This is a genomic window from Arthrobacter sp. CMU6 (genome assembly GCF_059090205.1).
Window position 1 is genome coordinate 143,544 of the sequence record NZ_JBNHFL010000004.1, and the last position, 17,770, is coordinate 161,313.

Genomic DNA, 17,770 nt, shown 5'->3' on the forward strand with positions numbered 1-17,770 from the left:
CAATCACTGAGTACCTCAGCGGAAACTCACACGTTGAAGCGGAATTCCACCACATCGCCGTCGGCCATGACGTATTCCTTGCCTTCGATGCGGACCTTGCCGCGCGACTTGGCCTCCGCCATTGAACCGGCGTCGATGAGGTCCTCGAAGGAGACAACCTCAGCCTTGATGAAGCCGCGCTGGAAGTCCGAGTGGATGACCCCGGCTGCCTGCGGGGCGGTGTCGCCCTGGTGGATGGTCCATGCGCGCGCCTCCTTGGGCCCGGCCGTGAGGTAGGTCTGCAGCCCCAGAGTGTGGAATCCGACCCGGGCCAGCTGGTCCAGTCCGGACTCGTCCTGCCCGTTCATTTCGAGCATTTCGCGCGCCTCGGCCTCATCCAGCTCCACGAGGTCGGACTCGAGCTTGGCGTCAAGGAAGATGCAGTCGGCCGGCGCCACCATGGCGCGCAGCTCGGCCTGCTTCTCCTCGCTGCCGAGGATTCCCTCGTCCGCGTTAAAGACGTAGATGAAGGGCTTGGCCGTCAGGAGGCTGAGCTCCTTGAGGTGTTCCATCTCCAGCTTGTCGCTCGTGACAGACGAGTAGATGGTGTCGCCGCGCTCCAGCACCGCCTGAGCGGCCTTGATGGCGGCTAGCTCCGCGGCCTCCCGCTTCTTGATCTTGACCTCTTTTTCGATCCGGGGAATCGCCTTCTCGATGGTCTGCAGATCGGCGAGGATCAGCTCGGTGTTGATGGTTTCCATGTCCGAGCGGGGGTCGACCTTGCCGTCGACGTGGATGACGTCGGGGTCGTCGAAGACGCGCACCACCTCGGCGATGGCTTCCGCTTCACGGATGTTGGCGAGGAACTGGTTTCCCAGGCCTTCCCCTTCGGAGGCGCCCTTGACGATGCCGGCGATGTCAACGAAGGAGACAGCCGCGGGCAGTACGCGCTGCGATCCGAAGATCCCGGCGAGCTGCTGGAGCCTGGGGTCGGGCAGGTTCACGACGCCGACATTGGGTTCGATGGTGGCGAACGGATAGTTCGCGGCCAGGACCTGGTTGCGGGTCAGTGCGTTGAAAAGTGTTGATTTGCCGACGTTGGGCAGTCCGACGATGCCAATAGTAAGAGCCACGGACATTGATTCTACCCGCTCGGCTCCCGCATCCCGCGCCGCTGTTCCCTGTCGACGGCCGATGTCCCGGCTCCCGCGTCCCTGCCGCTGTCCTGTGGGTCTCTCCTGTGCCGGCGGCCAGATGCCGGCGGCGAGGTGCCGCCTTCACAATAAATGTCACAGCCCCATGCCACAGTGAGGGCATGGAACCTTTTGCAGTCATTCTGGCCCTGTTAATGCTGTTGCTGGGCGCCGTGTCCGGCGCAGGCGCGGTGTACGTTGTGTTGCGCCGCCGGAGTACCGCCCTGGAGGCGGACTTCGACGGCGTTTCGGCCCGTCTTTCGGAGGTGAGCGCCCAGTTTGCCGCCGCGGATGCCGAGCGGAGGCTCCTGTCAGCCCAGAACCGGGAGCTGGGCACGTCGCGAGAGCAGGACGCCAGCGTGCTGCGGGCTCTGGCGCCGGTGGCCGAGAAACTGACGGCGGTGCAGCAGCAGGTATCCCTGCTGGAACGGGACCGGCTGGAACAGTACGGGCAGCTGGCCCAGCAGCTGCAGGAGGCCCGCCTCACGGACGAGCAGCTGATGCGGTCCACGCATGCGCTTGAGTCGGCGCTCCGGTCGAACAGCGCCCGCGGCCAGTGGGGCGAAGTGCAGCTGCGGCGGGTCGTGGAGGCGGCCGGCATGATGCGGCATGTCGATTTCCATGAGCAGCACCACGGCACCGCAGGCGCCGACACCGCCGTCCGCCCGGACCTTGTGGTCCAGCTGCCGGGCGACAAGCAGCTCGTTGTAGACGCCAAGGTCCCCCTGTCGGCCTACCTTGAGGCGCAGGAGCTGGGCCAGTCTGCCGGTGACAAGCCCGGGCTCAGCGAGGCAGCGCGGCAAAACCTCCTGGCGGCGCACGCCAAGGCGCTGAAGACGCATGTGGACGCCCTCAGCACCAAGAAGTACTGGGACATTTCGGGGAACTCGCCTGAACTGGTGATCTGCTTTGTCCCGGCCGAGTCAATCCTCTCCGCCGCGCTCTCCGCGGACGCAGCGCTCCTGGATTACGCGCTGTCCAAAAATGTGGTGCTGGCCTCCCCCGGCACGCTGCTCGCCGTACTCAAATCCGTGGCGTTCACGTGGCGCCAGGACGTTCTCACTGACAGCGCCCGCGAGCTCTTCGAACTTGCCCGGCAGCTGTACGAGCGCATGGGCACGCTCGGAGACAACGTGGGCAAGCTGGGGTCCTCCCTGAAGAGCTCGGTGGACCGCTACAACGCGATGGTGGGCACACTGGAGGCACGGGTGCTTCCCACCGCGCGGAAACTGAATGCCCTGGACACGAGCGGACTGGTGACTCCTCCGGCCGTGCAGGTCACGCCGCGGTCCCTCGCCGCCCCCGAGCTGCAGGGCGAGTCGCGGCCGCAGCACGATGCCCTTAATGCCAAGGAGCTGGCAGCGACCGAACTCGAAGCCGACGAACTGGAAACCGGTGCACTGGAGACCGGCGGGCTGGACTCAGGCGGACTGCGGTCCGCCGTGGAGGAAGAGGAAGCTGCCTAAAAAGCCGCCGCATGGACGCCGGTTCGCGTGCTCCTGCTAGCGCGAACGGCGTCCGCCGAGGGCGCGGGACACGTCCCCCGCTTCCTTGAGCGTGGCGCGGAGCTCCTTGGGCAGGGAGAAGAGGAGGTCCTCCTCCGCAGTCACAATCTCCTCGACGGCGTCGTATCCGTAGTCGGCCAGGAGCCGGAGCACGTCCTTGACCAGCACCTCGGGAACGGACGCGCCTGAGGTCACGCCTACGGTGGCAACACCCTCGAACCAGGACTCATCCACCTCGTTGGCGAAGTCGACACGGTATGACGCCTTGGCGCCGTATTCGAGTGCCACTTCGACGAGGCGCACGGAGTTGGAGGAGTTTGCCGAACCGACCACGATCACCAGATCCGCCTGAGGCGCGATCTTCTTGATGGCCACCTGGCGGTTGGTCGTGGCGTAGCAGATGTCGTCGCTGGGCGGATCCTGGAGCGTGGGAAAGCGCTCCTTGAGCAGCCGGACGGTCTCCATGGTCTCATCCACGCTGAGCGTGGTCTGGGAAAGCCAAATGACCTTTTCGGGATCCCGTACAGTCACCTTGTCCACCTCATGGGGGCCGTTGATGATCTGGATGTGGTCGGGGGCCTCGCCGGACGTGCCTTCAACCTCCTCGTGGCCGTCGTGGCCGATCAACAGGATGTCGAAGTCGTCCTTGGCGAAGCGGACGGCCTCCTTGTGGACCTTGGTCACAAGGGGGCAGGTCGCATCGATCGTCCTCAGCCCGCGGTCCTCGGCGGACTGGACCACAGCCGGGGACACGCCATGGGCCGAGAAGATGACCAGGGCGCCCTCGGGCACCTCGTCCGTTTCGTCGACGAAGATGGCGCCCTGCTCCTCCAGCGAGCTGACCACGTGCACGTTGTGGACGATCTGCTTCCGGACATAGACGGGCGGTCCGTAGTGCTGCAGTGCCTTTTCGACGGCGATGACGGCGCGGTCCACGCCTGCGCAGTATCCGCGCGGGGCCGCCAGCAGGACCTTTTTGGGACCCGGGACCGGTGCCGCCGCGAGCACTTCCTCCGGCGAACGCCGCCGGCGCGGGACGGTTGGCATCGAAAGGGAAACTGCTGAGGAAGTCATTGCTCCATGCTACCGGCTGGGCGACAGGCCTCTGGGCGGCTCATCGCCTGCGGGCAGGACCGCTGACCACCCGGAGCAGCACCCCTGCCGCCACCAGGGCTGCACCAATGATGGCGGCCGCCAGCGTCCAGGAGGCAAACCCGGCAGCGGAGGCGGCAACGAACTCCCGCTTGAACAGGTCTGCCATTTCGTTTCCGCTCGCGGTTCCCATGACGGCGTCGGCGGCCCAGCGGGATGCCAGCGTCCACAGTCCGGAAATCGCCAGTGCCCCCACTCCGATGCCGGCCAGGACTTTCCACCGCCGGCGGGCGGTAAGGAGTGCCAGGAGAAATGCCGCTCCTGCACCGAAGGCCAAGCTGTATCCCAGCGGAGAGTATGCGGAAACCCGTTCAATGAGCTGGCGCTGGTTCGTCTGGCCGATGTTCACCAGACTCTGGCCCGGAGCATCCAGCGGAACGCCCACCTGGCTGGAAATCTGCTTGGCCGCAAGGGCGACGAGCGGGGCCACATCCAGGGTCACCGAGGTGCTGGAATCTCCCTCGGGGGGAAGGGTCGCCGGATCGGCGAAGTTGAGGCGGTGGCTCTTCCGCAGCGTTTCTTCCCAGGCAGCCGGGTACTCAGGCAGGCCTGTGAGGGAGGTTGCGGCCTTCTCCAGCAGCGGCCGAACCAGTGCTGCCACCTGCGCCGGGATGCTGCCGCCGGTATCAATGGTGTTGACGGCGGCGGTTGCCAGGCGCTTCTGGAAATCCGGGTCCTTGCCCAGTGGTGCGGCCAGGGCAACGAAGCCGTTTTCCTGCACGATGTTGCGGTCCACCCAGATGGCGGGAACCGCGGCGGCGGAGAGGAGAAAACCAAGGATGACGGCCAAGGCCGCAAAAAATGAGCGCAAGGGATTCCTAGCTGGTCGGGTTTCTCGGCTGGTCGGGTGCCTGGCTGGTCAGCAGGACACTGCCATCCTAGGCGCGCCGTCCCACGATCGAAAAAGCCAGGCAGTCAGGAATGCCGGCCGCCGGCAACGCCGAGCCATCGGGAATGCCGGTTTCGGCAATGCCGCGCTACCAACAATGTCAGGGCCCGGTGATACAGCTATGGATAGAGTGGATTAACCCACCGCGCACGCACCATCCACAGGCAAAGGACCGCGATTATGCAACTGGCATTCGCCGCCACCGGGGCTCCACATGGCTGAAAACGCCACCGTCCCCGTCCCCGGCACGGCCCCTGCGGCCGGCCCGAGCACGGTGCCGGCCACCGCCGCCGAGACGAGCCCGGACAACCCGTGGCCGCTGCAGTTGCTCTCCCAGAAGCTCAAGACCCACATCGAGCGGGCACCGGCAGCCTGGGTTGAAGGGCAGGTCATCGAACTGAACCGGCGCGGCGGCAGTGCTTTCCTCACGCTCCGGGATGTGGACGCGGAAATCTCCCTGCCGGCTTCCATCTGGTCCAAGTTGCTGGACCGGCAGGAGACGCCACTTGAGCGCGGAAGCCGGGTGGTGGCCCTGCTCAAGGCTGAGTTCTGGCTGAAGACCGGGCGCCTGAACATGTCCGTGAAGGACATCCGCCCTGTTGGATTGGGCGATCTCCTCGCACGGATAGAACGCCTGCGCCATGCCCTGGCCGGGGAGGGCCTGTTTGCCGAGTCGCGGAAAAAGCGCCTGCCGCTGCTCCCCCACCGGATCGGGCTCATCACCGGCCGTGACTCCGATGCCAAGAAGGACGTCCTGCGCAACGCTGCGCTGCGCTGGCCGGCAGTTGAGTTCGAGATCCGCGAAGTGGCGGTGCAGGGCAACACTGCCGTAGCCCAGATGGTCAGGGCACTGCGCGAGCTCGATGCCCGCCCCGAGGTCGACGTCATCGTCATCGCCCGCGGCGGCGGAGCGCTGGAGGACCTGTTGCCGTTCAGCAGCGAGGAACTCATCCGGGCGGTGGCAGCCGCGGTGACTCCGGTGGTCAGCGCGATCGGGCACGAGGCGGACCGGCCCATCCTGGACGACGTCGCCGATCTCCGGGCCTCCACGCCCACGGACGCGGCCAAGCGGATCGTGCCGGAAGTCTCGGAGGAACTTGCCCGGGTACGGCAGGCCGAGGCCCAGCTGCGCCGCTCCGTCACGCTCCTGGTGGCCCGGGAAACGGACCGTCTGGCGGCAGTCCGGTCCCGTCCCGTCCTCGCGGCCCCGGAGAGCATGATCACGGCGCGCGCGGACGATGTCGAACGGCTGGCCCGCCGGTCCACGGCGGCCATCAGCGCCGCCGTCACGAGGGCTTCCGACCAGCTGGTCCACCTACAGGCGCAGGTCCGTGCCTTGTCACCGCAGCAGACCCTGGACCGCGGTTACGCCGTTGTGCAGCTTTCCGGGTCCGGCGGAGCAGTTGTCCGCCAGCCGTCACAGGTCCCTGCCGGAACCGCGCTCTCGGTCCGGGTGGCCGGCGGCCGGTTCGGCGCGGAGTCCACAGGGGCACCATAAACCGAGAAGCATCCCAAGCCGGTGCCCGGCGCGACGCCGGGCACCGATGACCTCACCACCGACATGACAGGCCAGGAAACATGACAGACCCGACGCCCCACACGGAAGCGGCAAACAACACAGAACCGGCGAACAACGCAGCGCCGCCGAACAATTCAGACCAGCCAGACAGCGCAGCCGCGCGCGGCCCCGCGCTTCCTCCGGACATCGATGCCCTCAGCTACGAGGAAGCACGGGAACAGCTGGTGGCCGTGGTCTCCAAGCTCGAGGCCGGCGGGACCAGCCTTGAGGACTCCCTGGCCCTGTGGGAACGGGGCGAGGCCTTGGCACGGCGCTGTGAGGAATGGCTGGAGGGCGCCCGGAAGAGGCTCGCGGCTGCCCGCAAGGACAGCTGAAGGTTTAGGAGCGTTCGACGAGGCGGCGCTCTGCGTCCACGTCGAACTCCGCCTTGGGCCACTCCAGCTCAAGTTCCTGCAGAGCCTCCAGCAGCAGCTGCTGTACTCCGATCCGCGCATACCATTTCTTGTTGGCCGGCACGACGTACCAAGGTGCATGCTCCGTGTTTGTGACATCGAAGGCTGCCTGGTAAGCGGCCATATAGTCGTCCCAGAAGGCACGCTGTTTCAGGTCCTCGGTGTTGTACTTCCAGTGCTTGGCCGGATTGTCCAGCCGCGCCAGCAGCCGATCTTTCTGCTCGTCGTTGCTGATATGCAGCATGACCTTGATGACCTTCGTGCCCACGGCAACCTGCCGCGCCTCAAACTCGTTGACCGCCGCGTAGCGGCGCTCAAGCTCCTTCGGGTCCGCCCAGCGGTGAACCCGGTGGATCAGGACGTCCTCATAATGGGAGCGGTCAAAGACCCCCAGCATGCCGGCGGCCGGGACTTCCTTTTCGATGCGCCAGAGAAAGTCGTAGGCCTTTTCCTCAGGCGTGGGGGCCTTGAAGGACTTGAACTGCACGCCCTGGGGGTCCATGGCCCCCAGTACGTGCTTCACGATCCCGCCCTTGCCGGCGGTGTCCATGCCCTGCAGGATCAGCAGGACACGCTTGGTGCCGCCAAACTTGGACTCGGCGAACAGCTTTTCCTGAAGCTCGGCAAGCTTGCCGTCAAGGTCCTCAAGGAGCGCCTCGCCGTCGGCCTTGACCCCGGAATAGCCCGTAGTGGCGTCAGGGTCGACATCCGACAGCTTGAAGCCCTTGCCGACTCTCAAGGATTTGGAGGGGAACTTCGCGAATTCCACAACGCCGGCCATGGGGACCTCTTTCCACAGTTGAATGTGGGTAAAGGCTAGTTCCCCTGATACCTGCTGAGGAAGTCTCCCATCCGGCCAATTGCTTCCTCGATGTCCTTGACGTTCGGAAGCGTCACCATCCGGAAGTGGTCGGGCCGGACCCAGTTGAACGCCCGGCCGTGGGAAACCAGGATCTTCTGTTCCTTGAGCAGGTCCAGGACAAACTTTTCGTCGTCCCGGATGTTGTAGACCTCAGGGTCCAGCTTGGGGAACAGGTAGAGTGCGCCGCGGGCCTGCTGGGTGCTGACGCCGGGGATGGCGTTGAGCATGTCGTATGCCTTGTTGCGCTGTTCCAGCAGGCGGCCGCCGGGCAGGATGAGGTCGTTGATGCTCTGGTAGCCGCCCAGGGCCGTCTGGATGGCGTGCTGGGCCGGGACGTTGGCGCACAGCCGCATGTTGGCCAGCAGGTTGATGCCTTCGAGGTAGTCCGCGGCCTCCTTCTTGGGTCCGGAGATGGCCATCCATCCCGCCCGGTAGCCGCAGACGCGGTAGGCCTTGGACAGCCCGCTGAAGGTCAGGCACAGCACGTCGTCGCCGGTGAGCCCGGCCATGTTCACGTGCACGGCGTCCTCGTAGAGGATCTTCTCGTAGATTTCGTCGGCGAAGATCGCCAGCCCGTGCTTTTCGGCCAGGGCAACGATCTTGCGCAGCGTGCTTTCGGGGTACACGGCGCCGGTGGGGTTGTTCGGGTTGATGACCACGATCCCCTTGGTGCGCGGCGTGATCTTTGCCTCGAGGTCCTCCAGGTCAGGCTGCCAGCCGGACTCCTCGTCGCAGAGGTAGTGCACCGGACGTCCGCCGGCCAGCGCCACGGAGGCGGTCCACAGCGGGTAATCCGGGGTGGGGATCAGGATCTCGTCGCCCTCTTCGAGCAGGGCCATCAGCGACATGGTGATGAGCTCGCTGACACCGTTGCCGAGGTAGATGTCGTCCACGTGGATGCTTTGGATGCCGCGGGTCTGGTAGTACTGCGAGACGGCCGTGCGGGCAGAGAAAATGCCGCGGGAATCGCTGTATCCCTGGGCGTGGGGCAGATGGCGGATCATGTCCACCAAAATCGCGTCCGGCGCTTCAAAACCGAAGGGTGCGGGGTTGCCGATATTCAGTTTAAGGATGCGGTGACCCTCTGCCTCCATCTGCTGGGCGGCCTGAAGAATCGGTCCACGGATGTCGTAAAGGACATTATGAAGCTTGGTGGACTGCTTGAATTCTGCCATTCATCAAATATGCCACAAGCGGGATGCAGTTCCGGGGAGACGTGCCTCACACGCTGTTGACCCGGAGGGCATCATCGCGCGTGGCCCGGTCATCCCCGCCATCCGCCTTACCCGTTATCCGCTTAACGACGACGGCGGCTGCCGGTCCGCGCGGAACCGGCAACCGCCGTCGTACTCATTCAGTCAGTAGTCAGTATTACTTGATGATGCCCTTGTCCTTGAGCCATGCGGCAGCCGCGTCCTTGGCGTTCTGCTTTTGGCTTCCGCTCACGGCACGGTTGAGGTTGATCAGGTCGTCCGTGGTGAGGGTCCTGGAGACGTTGTTGAGCGCCTCCTTGGCCTTGTCCGTCACTTTCGCGGAGTTGTACAGCGGCAGCACCTGCTGTGCCTTGAAGTTGTTCTTCGGGTCCTCCAGGACAACGAGGTCGTTGTCCGCGATGGACGGCGTGGTGGTGTAGATGTCAGCAACCTGGACCTCGTCGCTCAGGAGCGCCTGCAGCGTGAGGTTGCCGCCGCCGTCGCTGAAGGGCTTGAGAGCCTTGAGCTCGCAGTTGTAGTTCTTCTTGAGCCCCGGGAACCCGTAGGAGCGGGTCTCGAACGTGGCGGGCGCGGCCATGGTCAGGTCCTTGCACACCTTGGCCAGGTCCTCAATGGACTTGAGCTGGTGCTTTTCCGCGGTGGCCTTGGTGACCACCATGGCGTCCTTGTTCTCCGCCTTGGATGGCTCCAGCACGCCGAGTCCCTGCGGCAGCTTTTCGGGCAGCGCCTTGTAGATGTCCTCCGCTGTGACCTCCGGGGCCTGGGCGTCGACGTGGGAGAGCAGGTTGCCGGAGTAATCCGGAACGACGTCCACCGACCCGTCCTGGACGGCCTTGAAATAGATCTCGCGGGCACCGATGTTCGGCTTCGTGGTGGCGGTGACCCCGGCCGCATTCAAGGCGCCGGCATAGATCTCCGCGATGATCTGACTTTCCGGGAAGTCGGCTGAGCCGACGATCAGCGAACCGCCGGCGGTGGCGCCGCCGCTTGCACTGGTGGTCGGGGAAGACAACGGGTCGCCGCCGCCGCAGGCTGAAAGTGCAAGGGCAATGCCGACGCCGGCAGCGAGGCCGCCCAGGCCACGGCGGGTAAGAGTCGTGCGGTCGGGATACTTCATGCGGTGCCTCCTTGAACAGCGGCCGCCGCGGGCGCGGCAGCCGAGAGATCGGTGGCGGCCTTGGGGCCGCCCTTGGAACGTGCGGAAAGTCCTGGTGAAACGGCCAGGCGCTGCACTACGGCGAGGACGAGGTCGACGACGATCGCCAGCACCGCGATGAGCAGCGAGCCAGCCAGCATCCGCGGGAAGTCCTGGAGCACCAGCCCGTCGAACAAATAGCGCCCCAGGCCTCCGAGCGGAAGGTAGGCCACCACCGATACGGTGGCGATCACCTGCAGCACGGCGGTGCGGATGCCGCCGAACATCACCAGGAGCCCGTTGGGCACCTCCACGCCGAACAGCACCTGCAGCTCCTTCATGCCCATGGCGCGGGCGGCATCGACCACGTTGGCGTCCACACTGGAGACGCCGGCATACGTGCCGGCCAGCAGCGGCGGCACCGTGAGGATGACCAGCGCCCATACCGGCGGCATCAGGCCGCTTCCGGCGATGAGGGCGAACAGCACCAGCAGTCCGAGGGTGGGCAGAGCGCGAAGGGCGCCGGCCACGGCCACGGCCACAACGCGGCCCCTGCCCGTGTGCCCGATGTATAGGCCCACCGGGACCGAAATGGCCGCGGCGATGACCAGGACCAGACCGCTGTATTGCAGGTGTTCGAGCAGGCGGACAGGGATCCCGCCCGGACCGGACCAGTGCGTTGGATCCGCCAGCCAGGCGAATGTTTCCGTAAAGATGTTCATGAGCCCGCCCCCGGGTGCACTTTGGCATCGGCGAGGAATTCGGCAGCGGACCTGGCGTTCGCGTCGGTCCTTGCGGAGCCTGCCCTTGCCCTGGTCCACGGCGTGAGGAGCCGTTCCAGGATCACCAGCAGCGCATCCATCACCAGGGCCAGCAGCAGGATGGCGATAATCCCCACCACTACTTCCGTGACGAAGTTCCGCTGCAGGCCGTCCGTGAACAGCATTCCGAGGTTTCCAACCCCCAGAAGGGCGGCGACGCTCACCAGCGAAATGTTGCTCACCGACACCACACGGAGGCCGGCGAACATCACGGGCAGGGACAGCGGCAGGTCGATCTGCAGGAACCGGGCGGTCGGCTGGTAGCCCATTGCCACGGCAGCCTGCCGGAGGTCATCATCAACGGAATCGAACGCGTCCATGGCGGCCCGCACCAGCAGCGCCACCGCGTAAATGGTCAGGGCAACAATGACGTTCACCGGGTCAAGGATCCGGGTTCCCAGCAGTGGCGGCAGGATGATGAACAGGGCCAGGGAAGGGACAGTGTAGAGGAGGGAACTCACGGTGGCCACGAGCTGCCGGAGTGCGGTGTGCCGCCGCGAGAACTGTGCCAGCGGGATGGAGATCAGCAGGCCCAGGACCATCGGAACCAGGGCCAAGACCAGGTGCTGGCCGGCCCGTTCGAAGACCATGGGACTGTTGGCCAGGAACCACTCCATCAGAGTGCGCCCTGCCGGGTCCGCCGTGCGGACTCGATGACGGAGAGCACCTCCGCACCCCTGACGACGCCGGCAACCTTGCCGTCGGCGTCGATCGCGACACCGAGCCCCGAGGGGGACGACAGCGCGGCGTCGAGGGCCCGCCGGAGGGTGTCGCCCGGACGGAACAGTGAGCCGCCGGGGATGAGCTGCGAGTCAAGCCCCGGGCCTTCCCAGCCCAGCGGGCGCTGCTCTTCATCCACCACCAGGCGCCAGTCATCCGCGTTGGCCCTTGCACCCCCGCCCCGGGTGACCGTTTCCACGGGATGGACCGCAACGCCGTCGGCAGTGGTGAAGGCAAGGTGCCGGAACCCGCGGTCCCGGCCCACAAACGAAGCCACGAAGTCATTGGCCGGAGCCCGGAGAATCTCCTCCGGCGTGGCGTACTGCGCCAGCTTGCCGCCGACGGCGAAGACCGCCACCTTGTCCCCCAGCACGGTGGCCTCGTCGATGTCGTGGGTAACAAAGACGATGGTCTTGGCCAGGTCGCGCTGCAGGCGCAGGAGTTCCTGCTGCAGCTCGTCGCGCACCACGGGATCCACGGCACTGAACGGCTCGTCCATCAGCAGGACGGGCGGATCGGCGGCGAGCGCCCGGGCCACACCGACACGCTGCTGCTGGCCGCCCGAGAGCTGCGAGGGGTACCGCTTGCCGAGCGAAGGGGCCAGCCCCACGACGTCGAGCAGTTCCTCCGCGCGCCTGCGGGCGTCGGCCTTCGAGACGCCGTTCAGCCGGGGCACGGTGGCGATGTTGTCCACCACGGAGCGGTGCGGCATGAGCCCGGACGACTGCATCACGTAGCCCATGGAGCGCCTGAGCTCGGCCGCTGGTACGGATGTGACGTCGCGCCCGCCCACGGTGATGGTCCCGGTCGTGGGCTCCACCATCCGGTTGATCATCCGCAGGGAAGTCGTCTTGCCGCAGCCTGATGGTCCTACGAACACCGTGATGGAGCCCCGGTCAATGGACATGCTCAGCTGGTCCACCGCCGGTTGCCCGCCCTGGTACTGCTTGGTGACGTTCTGGAACTCAATCATGGCTTCGGCCATACCCGGCTTACCTAACTGTTGGGCGGCAACATCGGACGGTAAAGCGAATTGATCATAAGCACGCTGTTTTTTGGCTGTAAAGCGCGTCTTGACACAGCGTAACCAGTGCCCGCAGCAAAACCGCAGCAGGCGCGGATACCGTAATCATTCGGAGACAAACACTCTGTTGAGGAGGCGTTCTGCCCGTCGGGATGGGTGGACGAGTTTTGTCCAGATAATGGCTTCCAAAGCCCCCGGAGCGGCCGTTACCTGGACAAAAACTACACCGTTTTCGGGAGTCCGTTTCAGGAATGGCGGTAGCGTTCGGCTGCCCGCTGGCTCCGGCCGGCCACCACCACCTTCTGGTGCCATTCCCGCTGGTATGCCCTTCTCGCCGCAGCGTCATGGCGCCGCTCAAGGGCAGCGAGCTCGCGCTGGAGCTTGAGGTAGCTGGCCCACCGCCGCTCCTCAAGCGACCCGTCCTCGAGCGCCGCCCGCACGGCGCACCCGGGTTCCCTGTCATGGGCGCAGTCGGCGAACCGGCACTGCTCAAAGAGCACCTGCAGGTCGCCGAACATCTCCTCCATGCCGTCCTCGGCGTCGAACAGCCCAAACCCGCGGACACCGGGCGTGTCCATCAGCACGGCACCGTTGGGCAGCGGCACCAGCTCCCGCGACGTCGTGGTGTGCCGCCCCCTGCCGTCGTTGGCGCGTACGTCACCAGTTGACTGGACGTGGTGTCCCACGAGGGCGTTGATGAGCGTGGACTTTCCGGCGCCGGACGGGCCGAGCAGGGCCAGCGTCGTCCCCGGCAGCACCCGGGAGAGCAGTTCGTCGATCCCGTCCCCCTGCTCGGCAGAGGTGGTCACCACGTCCACCCCCGCTGCCTGCAGGATCACCTTCCCGACGACGTCATCGGCGATGTCTGCCAGGTCCGCCTTCGTGATGATCACCAGGGGCGTGGCCCCGGAATCCCACACGGCCACGAGTGTCCGTTCAAGCCTGTTGTGGCTCAGCGGACGGTCCACGGGAACAACCACCCCCACCATGTCGACGTTCGCTGCGAGGACCTGCGCGTCCGTGGACGGGTCAAAGGCACGCTTGCGGCTCAGCTCGGACCTGCGCGGAAGAACGCCAACGATGGCCGGTTCCGCAGCCCGGTTGCGGCCGAGCCAGATCCAGTCGCCGGTGGCCGGCACGGTACTGGCCGGGTAAGGCAGGTGCACCAGAGCGTCGGCCGTGGCCGCGACAATCCGGTTGCGGTCCACCCGGACAACACGGGCGGCCGCCTCGCCGCCGGCTGCCGGATGGGCCGCGAAGTGCTGCGCCGCTGCCTCGGTAAAACCGTACCGGACCGGGCCAGGCACGGGGTCAGGTTTTGTTGAAGGAGTCTGGTTTTGAAGCTGGTTGGCACGAATGCCGGAAGTATTTTTCAATGTGAACCTCGGGTTGGCCCCGAAGCGCCACAGGCCGTCCAGGCAGTGCGTTCTGCACAGAGTGCGCTGGAGTGGTTACGAGTGGTCAGCGGCGGGGGCAGGAGTAATGAGGGTGCTTTCAACAGGGCGCGGAGCGCACACGAATTCTGCAATCATCAGGTCCACCTCCCCCGCACGAAGTTCATGCCAGACTGGCCGCCACCGGACAGAACGTCCGGGGACTCCCCCAGAATAGCCAGCGGGGCGCCGGCTGGCTAGGGAAATCAGAGTGGGGCAGGAAATTCAGTCCAGTTTGCCGTTGACCGGCCTCTCCCGGAACAGCCGCAGCGCGGCGTCGACCAGGGACACCCTGTTGAGCGAGCCGACGTCGTGGAGCGGTATCCACGCGGCGTGTGTGGTGGTGCCGTTCGCTTCGTGGGTGAGCTCCCCGCCTGTCACCCTCGCCTCATAAACCAGGCGGAGCGCCTGGAAGTCGCGGTCCATCCCGTCCAGCCGCGAACCCGCCGGCCAGTGTCCGACGTCGATCCCGAGCATCGCGCCGATTTCGGCATGGTAGCCCGTCTCCTCGAAGACCTCACGAATGCAGCCGTCCACCGGATGCTCGGCCAGGTCCAGCCCGCCGCCCGGCAGCGTCCAACCTTCCTTGCCGTCCTGCTTCCAGTACGCCAGGAGGATGGCGTCGTCGCGGATAATCACCGCGTACGCGGCAGGGCGGGTGTCGAAGAGAACGGTCATGGCTCCAGCGTAGCCTTGCGCTAACCGCGTGGGGGCTCAGCCATGCCCGGGTCAGGTCTGCTCGCGGACCAGCAGCGGGACACCGAAAACGGGGTCCTGCTCGAGGACCCGCACGTCACGGACTCCTGCCGCGGCCAGGTGCCGCCGGAACGATTCCTGGAGCCGGACAACGTTCATGCCCAGGCCGCTGCCCAGGATGACCGGTCCGTCCAGCCCCAGCTGCCGGAGGACCTGGGCAGCCATGTCCGCCAGGTCCTTGCCCGCCTGGTCGATCAGGTCGCGGCTCATTTTGTGGCCGGCGTCGGCCGCCGCCACCACGAGCCGGGCCTGCTGCGCCCAGAAGCGGCGTCCGGTGTCCGGGGAGTGGAAGAGCGCAATCAGCTTGTTCGGGTGATCGGTGTTGCAGGAGTCCAGCAGCGCCCTGGTCAGCTCGTCCGGCTCCTGGCCCTGGTTCATGCGCCGCAGACTGTGCCGGACGGCCTCCCTGCCCAGCCAGTAGCCGCTGCCTTCATCGCCCAGGAGGTAGCCCCAGCCGCCGGCCCGCGCCTCATCGCCGTTCCCGTTCGTTCCCCAGGCCGCGGATCCGGTGCCCGCAATCACTGCGACGCCGCTGCTGGCGCCGCCTGCCGCCAGCAGGAGCCGGGAGTCATGGACCACGGTAATGCGGGCCCCCGGGACGTGGGGCTCAATGAGGGCAGCCAGGGCGGCGGCGTCCTCATCGGTGTCGATCCCGCCGGCGCCGGCGTAGACCTGCGCCACCGGGCCAGCGCCGATTCTGGCGAACAGCTCCGCGAGGTGTGCGGCGGCTTCTTCACGGCTGACGTTCTGGACGTTGGCGCTGCCCACACTCTGGTCGGCTGCCGGTTCCCCGTGCTCGAAGCGGACGCCCCGAGTCTTGGTGCCGCCAATGTCGAGGCCGATCACGACGTCGTTGGGCTGGGCGGTGCCGGACCCACCGGAACCGGACGGGACAGTGCTGGATGAAACGGCATTGGACGGAACAGGGGCCGCACCGGATAGGTTGTCAGAGTTAGTCACCTGAACAGCGTACTGATTAGCCCCAAGGAGCCGGCCATGCCCCACGCCGAGATCGATACCCGCATCATTGCAGCGCCCATGGCAGGCGGGACGTCCACGCCGGCCTTCGTATCGGCGGTCCACCGCGCCGGCGGACTGGGCTTTCTCGCCGCAGGCTACAAGAGCGCGGACGCGGTCAGCGCCGAGATCCGCGCCTGCCGCGATGCCGGCGTCCGGTTCGGCGTCAACGTTTTTGTACCCGACCATGAACAGCTGAACCCGTCCCCCGACGCCGTGGCACGGCTGGAGGAGTACCGGGGCAGCCTTGGCCGGGACGCCGGGCGGTACGGGGTGACGGTGCCGCCCCTGGTGCTTGACGACAACGACGCGTGGCAGGCGAAGATCGACCTCCTGCTGGAGCAGCCCGTTGAACTGGTCAGCTTCGCCTTCGGGCTGCCGGATTCTGCAGTTGTCGGGGCGCTCCGGAAAGCCGGTTCGACCATCGTCGCCACGGTCACCAGCCGCGCCGAGGCCGAGCTGGCAGCGGACCGCGGAGTCGACGCCCTCGTGGTCCAGCACAGCAGCGCCGGCGCCCACTCCGGCGCGTTCCTGCCCGTGACCAAACCGGGCGGCATGCCGCCGTCGACGGCTGACCTGATCCGGGAGGTGGCGGCCGCCGTCGGCCTTCCGCTGATCGCTGCCGGTGCGGTGTCCGACGCCGCCGCCGTCAGGTCGGTCATGGCCGCCGGGGCGGTCGCCGCGCAGGTGGGAACGGCGCTGCTGCGGACTGACGAAAGCGGCGCCCGGCAGCTGCACAAGGACGCCCTTGGCGAGGACCGCTTCACCGAAACAACATCCACGCGGGCGTTCACCGGCCGCTACGCACGGGCACTCGTCAATGACTTTGTCCGCGACCACACGGACGCCCCTGAGGGCTACCCCGCCATCCACCACCTGACAGCTCCGATCCGCGCGGCGGCAGCGGCCGCCGGCGACGCGGAGCGGCTGAACCTCTGGGCAGGCAAAGGCTGGCGCTCGGCCAGAACCGGCCCCGTGGCCGAGGCGGTGGGAGCGCTCCTGGACAGTTAGGTGCCGGCACAGGCGAGCTACCGGCACAGTTGAGGGCCGGGCGTCAAAGGTCCGGAGCCAATAAGACGGTCAGGCGCCCGACCGGGCCCGGACCAGCCCCGCCAGCAGCCCTGGCCCCTCGCCCAACACCAGCTCGCGGAAGAGCCGCAGCGCGTCCGGTTCGTCCTCCCGCACACCGCGGCGCTCCCGCCAGGCCAGACCGATCTCGCGGTATGCCAGTTCCGATTCCAGCGCAATTTCCACCCAGCCCAGATCGCCGGTGGCAGCCGTGACGCCGCGGCCCGGACCGCTGCCGCCCTCCGGCGGAAGGATGCTGACACCCAGCCCGGCGGACACCAGGCCCCGCGCGGTGTGTGCATCCTGGCTCTCAAAGGCAATCCGCGGCCTGAAGCCGGCTTCCCGGAACAGGACGTCTGTCAGGGACCGCAGCCCGTACCCCGATCCCAGCGCGACGAACGGGTCTTTCCGGATCTCGGCCACAGACGCTGATTTCCGCTCCGCCAGCCGGTGCCGGTGGTGCACAACGAGCCGCAGTGGTTCCCGGTACAGGGCGGCGGACCCGATGGTCCTTCCGGCGGGTGCCACGGGTGCCGTCAGGGCGAGATCGGCGGACCCGGAGGAGAGTTCCGCCAGACAGCTGTCGCGGGAGCCCTGGCTGAGAGCGAACTCCGTCTGCGGATAGCGGCTCCGGAACGCACTGATGAGCAGCGGCAGCGTCGCTTCGCCGAACGTGTGCTGGAAGGTCACGGCGATCCGGCCGCGCACCACCTCCGACTGGTGCCGGACAAGGTCCAGGCCGGCGCGGAACTCGGCGAGCGCCGACTCCACGTAGGGCAGCAGCGCCGTGGCGGCAGGCGTCAGCCGCACTCCCCGGCCATCCCTCACCAGCAGATCGGTCCCCACCACGGCGCTGGCGCGCGCCAGCGCGCGGCTGACCGTCGACTGCGGAACGCCCAGCAGCTCGGCGGTTTCGGTGATGTGCTGTGTCCTCCCCAGCTCCGCCAGCAGCGGCAGAACCGGCAGCAGCTGCACCAGTTGCCTGTGCTCGATATCCACGGTGTTCCTCCGATAACCAATCCACTCCAGCA

Annotated in this window: 17 protein-coding genes; 4 read left to right on the top strand and 13 right to left on the bottom strand. The window is 66.7% G+C overall.

From position 1 onward, the window contains the following. Window positions 1-26: 26 nt before the first annotated feature. Window positions 27-1,112 carry a redox-regulated ATPase YchF gene (gene ychF / locus AC5RWD_RS04230; protein ID WP_306924692.1) on the bottom strand — a complete coding sequence of 362 codons (1,086 nt, stop codon included), beginning with the start codon at window positions 1,110-1,112 and terminating at the stop codon, window positions 27-29. A 182-nt stretch (window positions 1,113-1,294) separates the two neighbouring features. On the opposite strand from ychF, the gene AC5RWD_RS04235 reads away from it, so the two are divergent. Continuing rightward, window positions 1,295-2,638, top strand: a complete 1,344-nt coding sequence (locus AC5RWD_RS04235; protein ID WP_494018838.1) for a DNA recombination protein RmuC — start codon at window positions 1,295-1,297, stop codon at window positions 2,636-2,638. Window positions 2,639-2,674: 36 nt separating this feature from the next. On the opposite strand, the gene AC5RWD_RS04240 is transcribed toward AC5RWD_RS04235, so the two are convergent. Together AC5RWD_RS04240 and AC5RWD_RS04245 are read right to left on the bottom strand one after the other, a co-directional pair. Then, window positions 2,675-3,751 (bottom strand): 4-hydroxy-3-methylbut-2-enyl diphosphate reductase, encoded by a 1,077-nt coding sequence (locus tag AC5RWD_RS04240; protein WP_076801478.1) that lies wholly within the window; start codon window positions 3,749-3,751, stop codon window positions 2,675-2,677. 40 nt (window positions 3,752-3,791) lie between these two features. After that, window positions 3,792-4,640 carry a hypothetical protein gene (locus AC5RWD_RS04245; protein ID WP_494018839.1) on the bottom strand — a complete coding sequence of 283 codons (849 nt, stop codon included), beginning with the start codon at window positions 4,638-4,640 and terminating at the stop codon, window positions 3,792-3,794. A gap of 292 nt (window positions 4,641-4,932) precedes the next feature. On the opposite strand from AC5RWD_RS04245, the gene xseA reads away from it, so the two are divergent. Together xseA and AC5RWD_RS04255 are read left to right on the top strand one after the other, a co-directional pair. Further along, window positions 4,933-6,216: an exodeoxyribonuclease VII large subunit gene (gene xseA, locus AC5RWD_RS04250; RefSeq protein ID WP_494018840.1), complete on the top strand. Its 1,284-nt coding sequence runs from the start codon at window positions 4,933-4,935 to the stop codon at window positions 6,214-6,216. Window positions 6,217-6,296: 80 nt separating this feature from the next. After that, window positions 6,297-6,611 (top strand): exodeoxyribonuclease VII small subunit, encoded by a 315-nt coding sequence (locus AC5RWD_RS04255; RefSeq protein WP_494018841.1) that lies wholly within the window; start codon window positions 6,297-6,299, stop codon window positions 6,609-6,611. Between the two features lie 4 nt (window positions 6,612-6,615). On the opposite strand, the gene AC5RWD_RS04260 is transcribed toward AC5RWD_RS04255, so the two are convergent. The 9 genes from AC5RWD_RS04260 to AC5RWD_RS04300 all read right to left on the bottom strand — a co-directional run bounded on the left by AC5RWD_RS04260 (window position 6,616) and on the right by AC5RWD_RS04300 (window position 15,500). Further along, a complete protein-coding gene (locus AC5RWD_RS04260) occupies window positions 6,616-7,470 on the bottom strand; it encodes a PPK2 family polyphosphate kinase (RefSeq protein ID WP_494018842.1) in 855 nt (284 codons plus the stop codon). Between the two features lie 35 nt (window positions 7,471-7,505). Continuing rightward, complete coding sequence (locus AC5RWD_RS04265) at window positions 7,506-8,726, bottom strand: pyridoxal phosphate-dependent aminotransferase (RefSeq protein WP_494018843.1); 1,221 nt, start codon at window positions 8,724-8,726, stop codon at window positions 7,506-7,508. Between the two features lie 196 nt (window positions 8,727-8,922). Continuing rightward, window positions 8,923-9,882, bottom strand: a complete 960-nt coding sequence (locus AC5RWD_RS04270) for an ABC transporter substrate-binding protein (protein WP_494018844.1) — start codon at window positions 9,880-9,882, stop codon at window positions 8,923-8,925. Continuing rightward, window positions 9,879-10,622 carry an ABC transporter permease gene (locus AC5RWD_RS04275; RefSeq protein WP_494018845.1) on the bottom strand — a complete coding sequence of 248 codons (744 nt, stop codon included), beginning with the start codon at window positions 10,620-10,622 and terminating at the stop codon, window positions 9,879-9,881. The genes AC5RWD_RS04270 and AC5RWD_RS04275 overlap by 4 nt, the downstream gene beginning before the upstream one ends. Then, complete coding sequence (locus AC5RWD_RS04280) at window positions 10,619-11,338, bottom strand: ABC transporter permease (protein ID WP_494018846.1); 720 nt, start codon at window positions 11,336-11,338, stop codon at window positions 10,619-10,621. The genes AC5RWD_RS04275 and AC5RWD_RS04280 overlap by 4 nt, the downstream gene beginning before the upstream one ends. Beyond that, a complete protein-coding gene (locus AC5RWD_RS04285; RefSeq protein ID WP_494018847.1) occupies window positions 11,338-12,426 on the bottom strand; it encodes an ABC transporter ATP-binding protein in 1,089 nt (362 codons plus the stop codon). The genes AC5RWD_RS04280 and AC5RWD_RS04285 overlap by 1 nt, the downstream gene beginning before the upstream one ends. A 284-nt stretch (window positions 12,427-12,710) precedes the next feature. Further along, a complete protein-coding gene (gene rsgA, locus AC5RWD_RS04290; RefSeq protein ID WP_494018848.1) occupies window positions 12,711-13,772 on the bottom strand; it encodes a ribosome small subunit-dependent GTPase A in 1,062 nt (353 codons plus the stop codon). 351 nt (window positions 13,773-14,123) lie between these two features. After that, a complete protein-coding gene (locus tag AC5RWD_RS04295) occupies window positions 14,124-14,576 on the bottom strand; it encodes an NUDIX hydrolase (RefSeq protein WP_494018849.1) in 453 nt (150 codons plus the stop codon). A 51-nt stretch (window positions 14,577-14,627) separates the two neighbouring features. Continuing rightward, entirely contained in the window at window positions 14,628-15,500 is an 873-nt protein-coding gene (locus tag AC5RWD_RS04300) for an N-acetylglucosamine kinase (RefSeq protein WP_494018903.1), read from the bottom strand. Between the two features lie 150 nt (window positions 15,501-15,650). On the opposite strand from AC5RWD_RS04300, the gene AC5RWD_RS04305 reads away from it, so the two are divergent. Further along, window positions 15,651-16,682 (top strand): nitronate monooxygenase, encoded by a 1,032-nt coding sequence (locus AC5RWD_RS04305; protein WP_494018850.1) that lies wholly within the window; start codon window positions 15,651-15,653, stop codon window positions 16,680-16,682. Between the two features lie 69 nt (window positions 16,683-16,751). On the opposite strand, the gene AC5RWD_RS04310 is transcribed toward AC5RWD_RS04305, so the two are convergent. Next, the gene (locus tag AC5RWD_RS04310) at window positions 16,752-17,738 is read right to left on the bottom strand and encodes a LysR substrate-binding domain-containing protein (protein ID WP_494018851.1); all 987 of its coding nucleotides are present in this window, start codon (window positions 17,736-17,738) and stop codon (window positions 16,752-16,754) included. Window positions 17,739-17,770 lie beyond the last annotated feature (32 nt).

Coding starts and splice junctions, on each gene's coding strand:
- AC5RWD_RS04235 (WP_494018838.1), top strand. CDS start 1,295: ATGGAACCTTTTGCAGTCATTCTGGCCCTGTTAATGCTGTTGCTGGGC.
- AC5RWD_RS04295 (WP_494018849.1), bottom strand. CDS start 14,576: ATGACCGTTCTCTTCGACACCCGCCCTGCCGCGTACGCGGTGATTATC.
- AC5RWD_RS04280 (WP_494018846.1), bottom strand. CDS start 11,338: ATGGAGTGGTTCCTGGCCAACAGTCCCATGGTCTTCGAACGGGCCGGC.
- xseA (WP_494018840.1), top strand. CDS start 4,933: ATGGCTGAAAACGCCACCGTCCCCGTCCCCGGCACGGCCCCTGCGGCC.
- AC5RWD_RS04270 (WP_494018844.1), bottom strand. CDS start 9,882: ATGAAGTATCCCGACCGCACGACTCTTACCCGCCGTGGCCTGGGCGGC.
- AC5RWD_RS04275 (WP_494018845.1), bottom strand. CDS start 10,622: ATGAACATCTTTACGGAAACATTCGCCTGGCTGGCGGATCCAACGCAC.
- AC5RWD_RS04265 (WP_494018843.1), bottom strand. CDS start 8,726: ATGGCAGAATTCAAGCAGTCCACCAAGCTTCATAATGTCCTTTACGAC.
- AC5RWD_RS04285 (WP_494018847.1), bottom strand. CDS start 12,426: ATGGCCGAAGCCATGATTGAGTTCCAGAACGTCACCAAGCAGTACCAG.
- AC5RWD_RS04260 (WP_494018842.1), bottom strand. CDS start 7,470: ATGGCCGGCGTTGTGGAATTCGCGAAGTTCCCCTCCAAATCCTTGAGA.
- AC5RWD_RS04240 (WP_076801478.1), bottom strand. CDS start 3,751: ATGACTTCCTCAGCAGTTTCCCTTTCGATGCCAACCGTCCCGCGCCGG.
- AC5RWD_RS04305 (WP_494018850.1), top strand. CDS start 15,651: ATGCCCCACGCCGAGATCGATACCCGCATCATTGCAGCGCCCATGGCA.
- AC5RWD_RS04255 (WP_494018841.1), top strand. CDS start 6,297: ATGACAGACCCGACGCCCCACACGGAAGCGGCAAACAACACAGAACCG.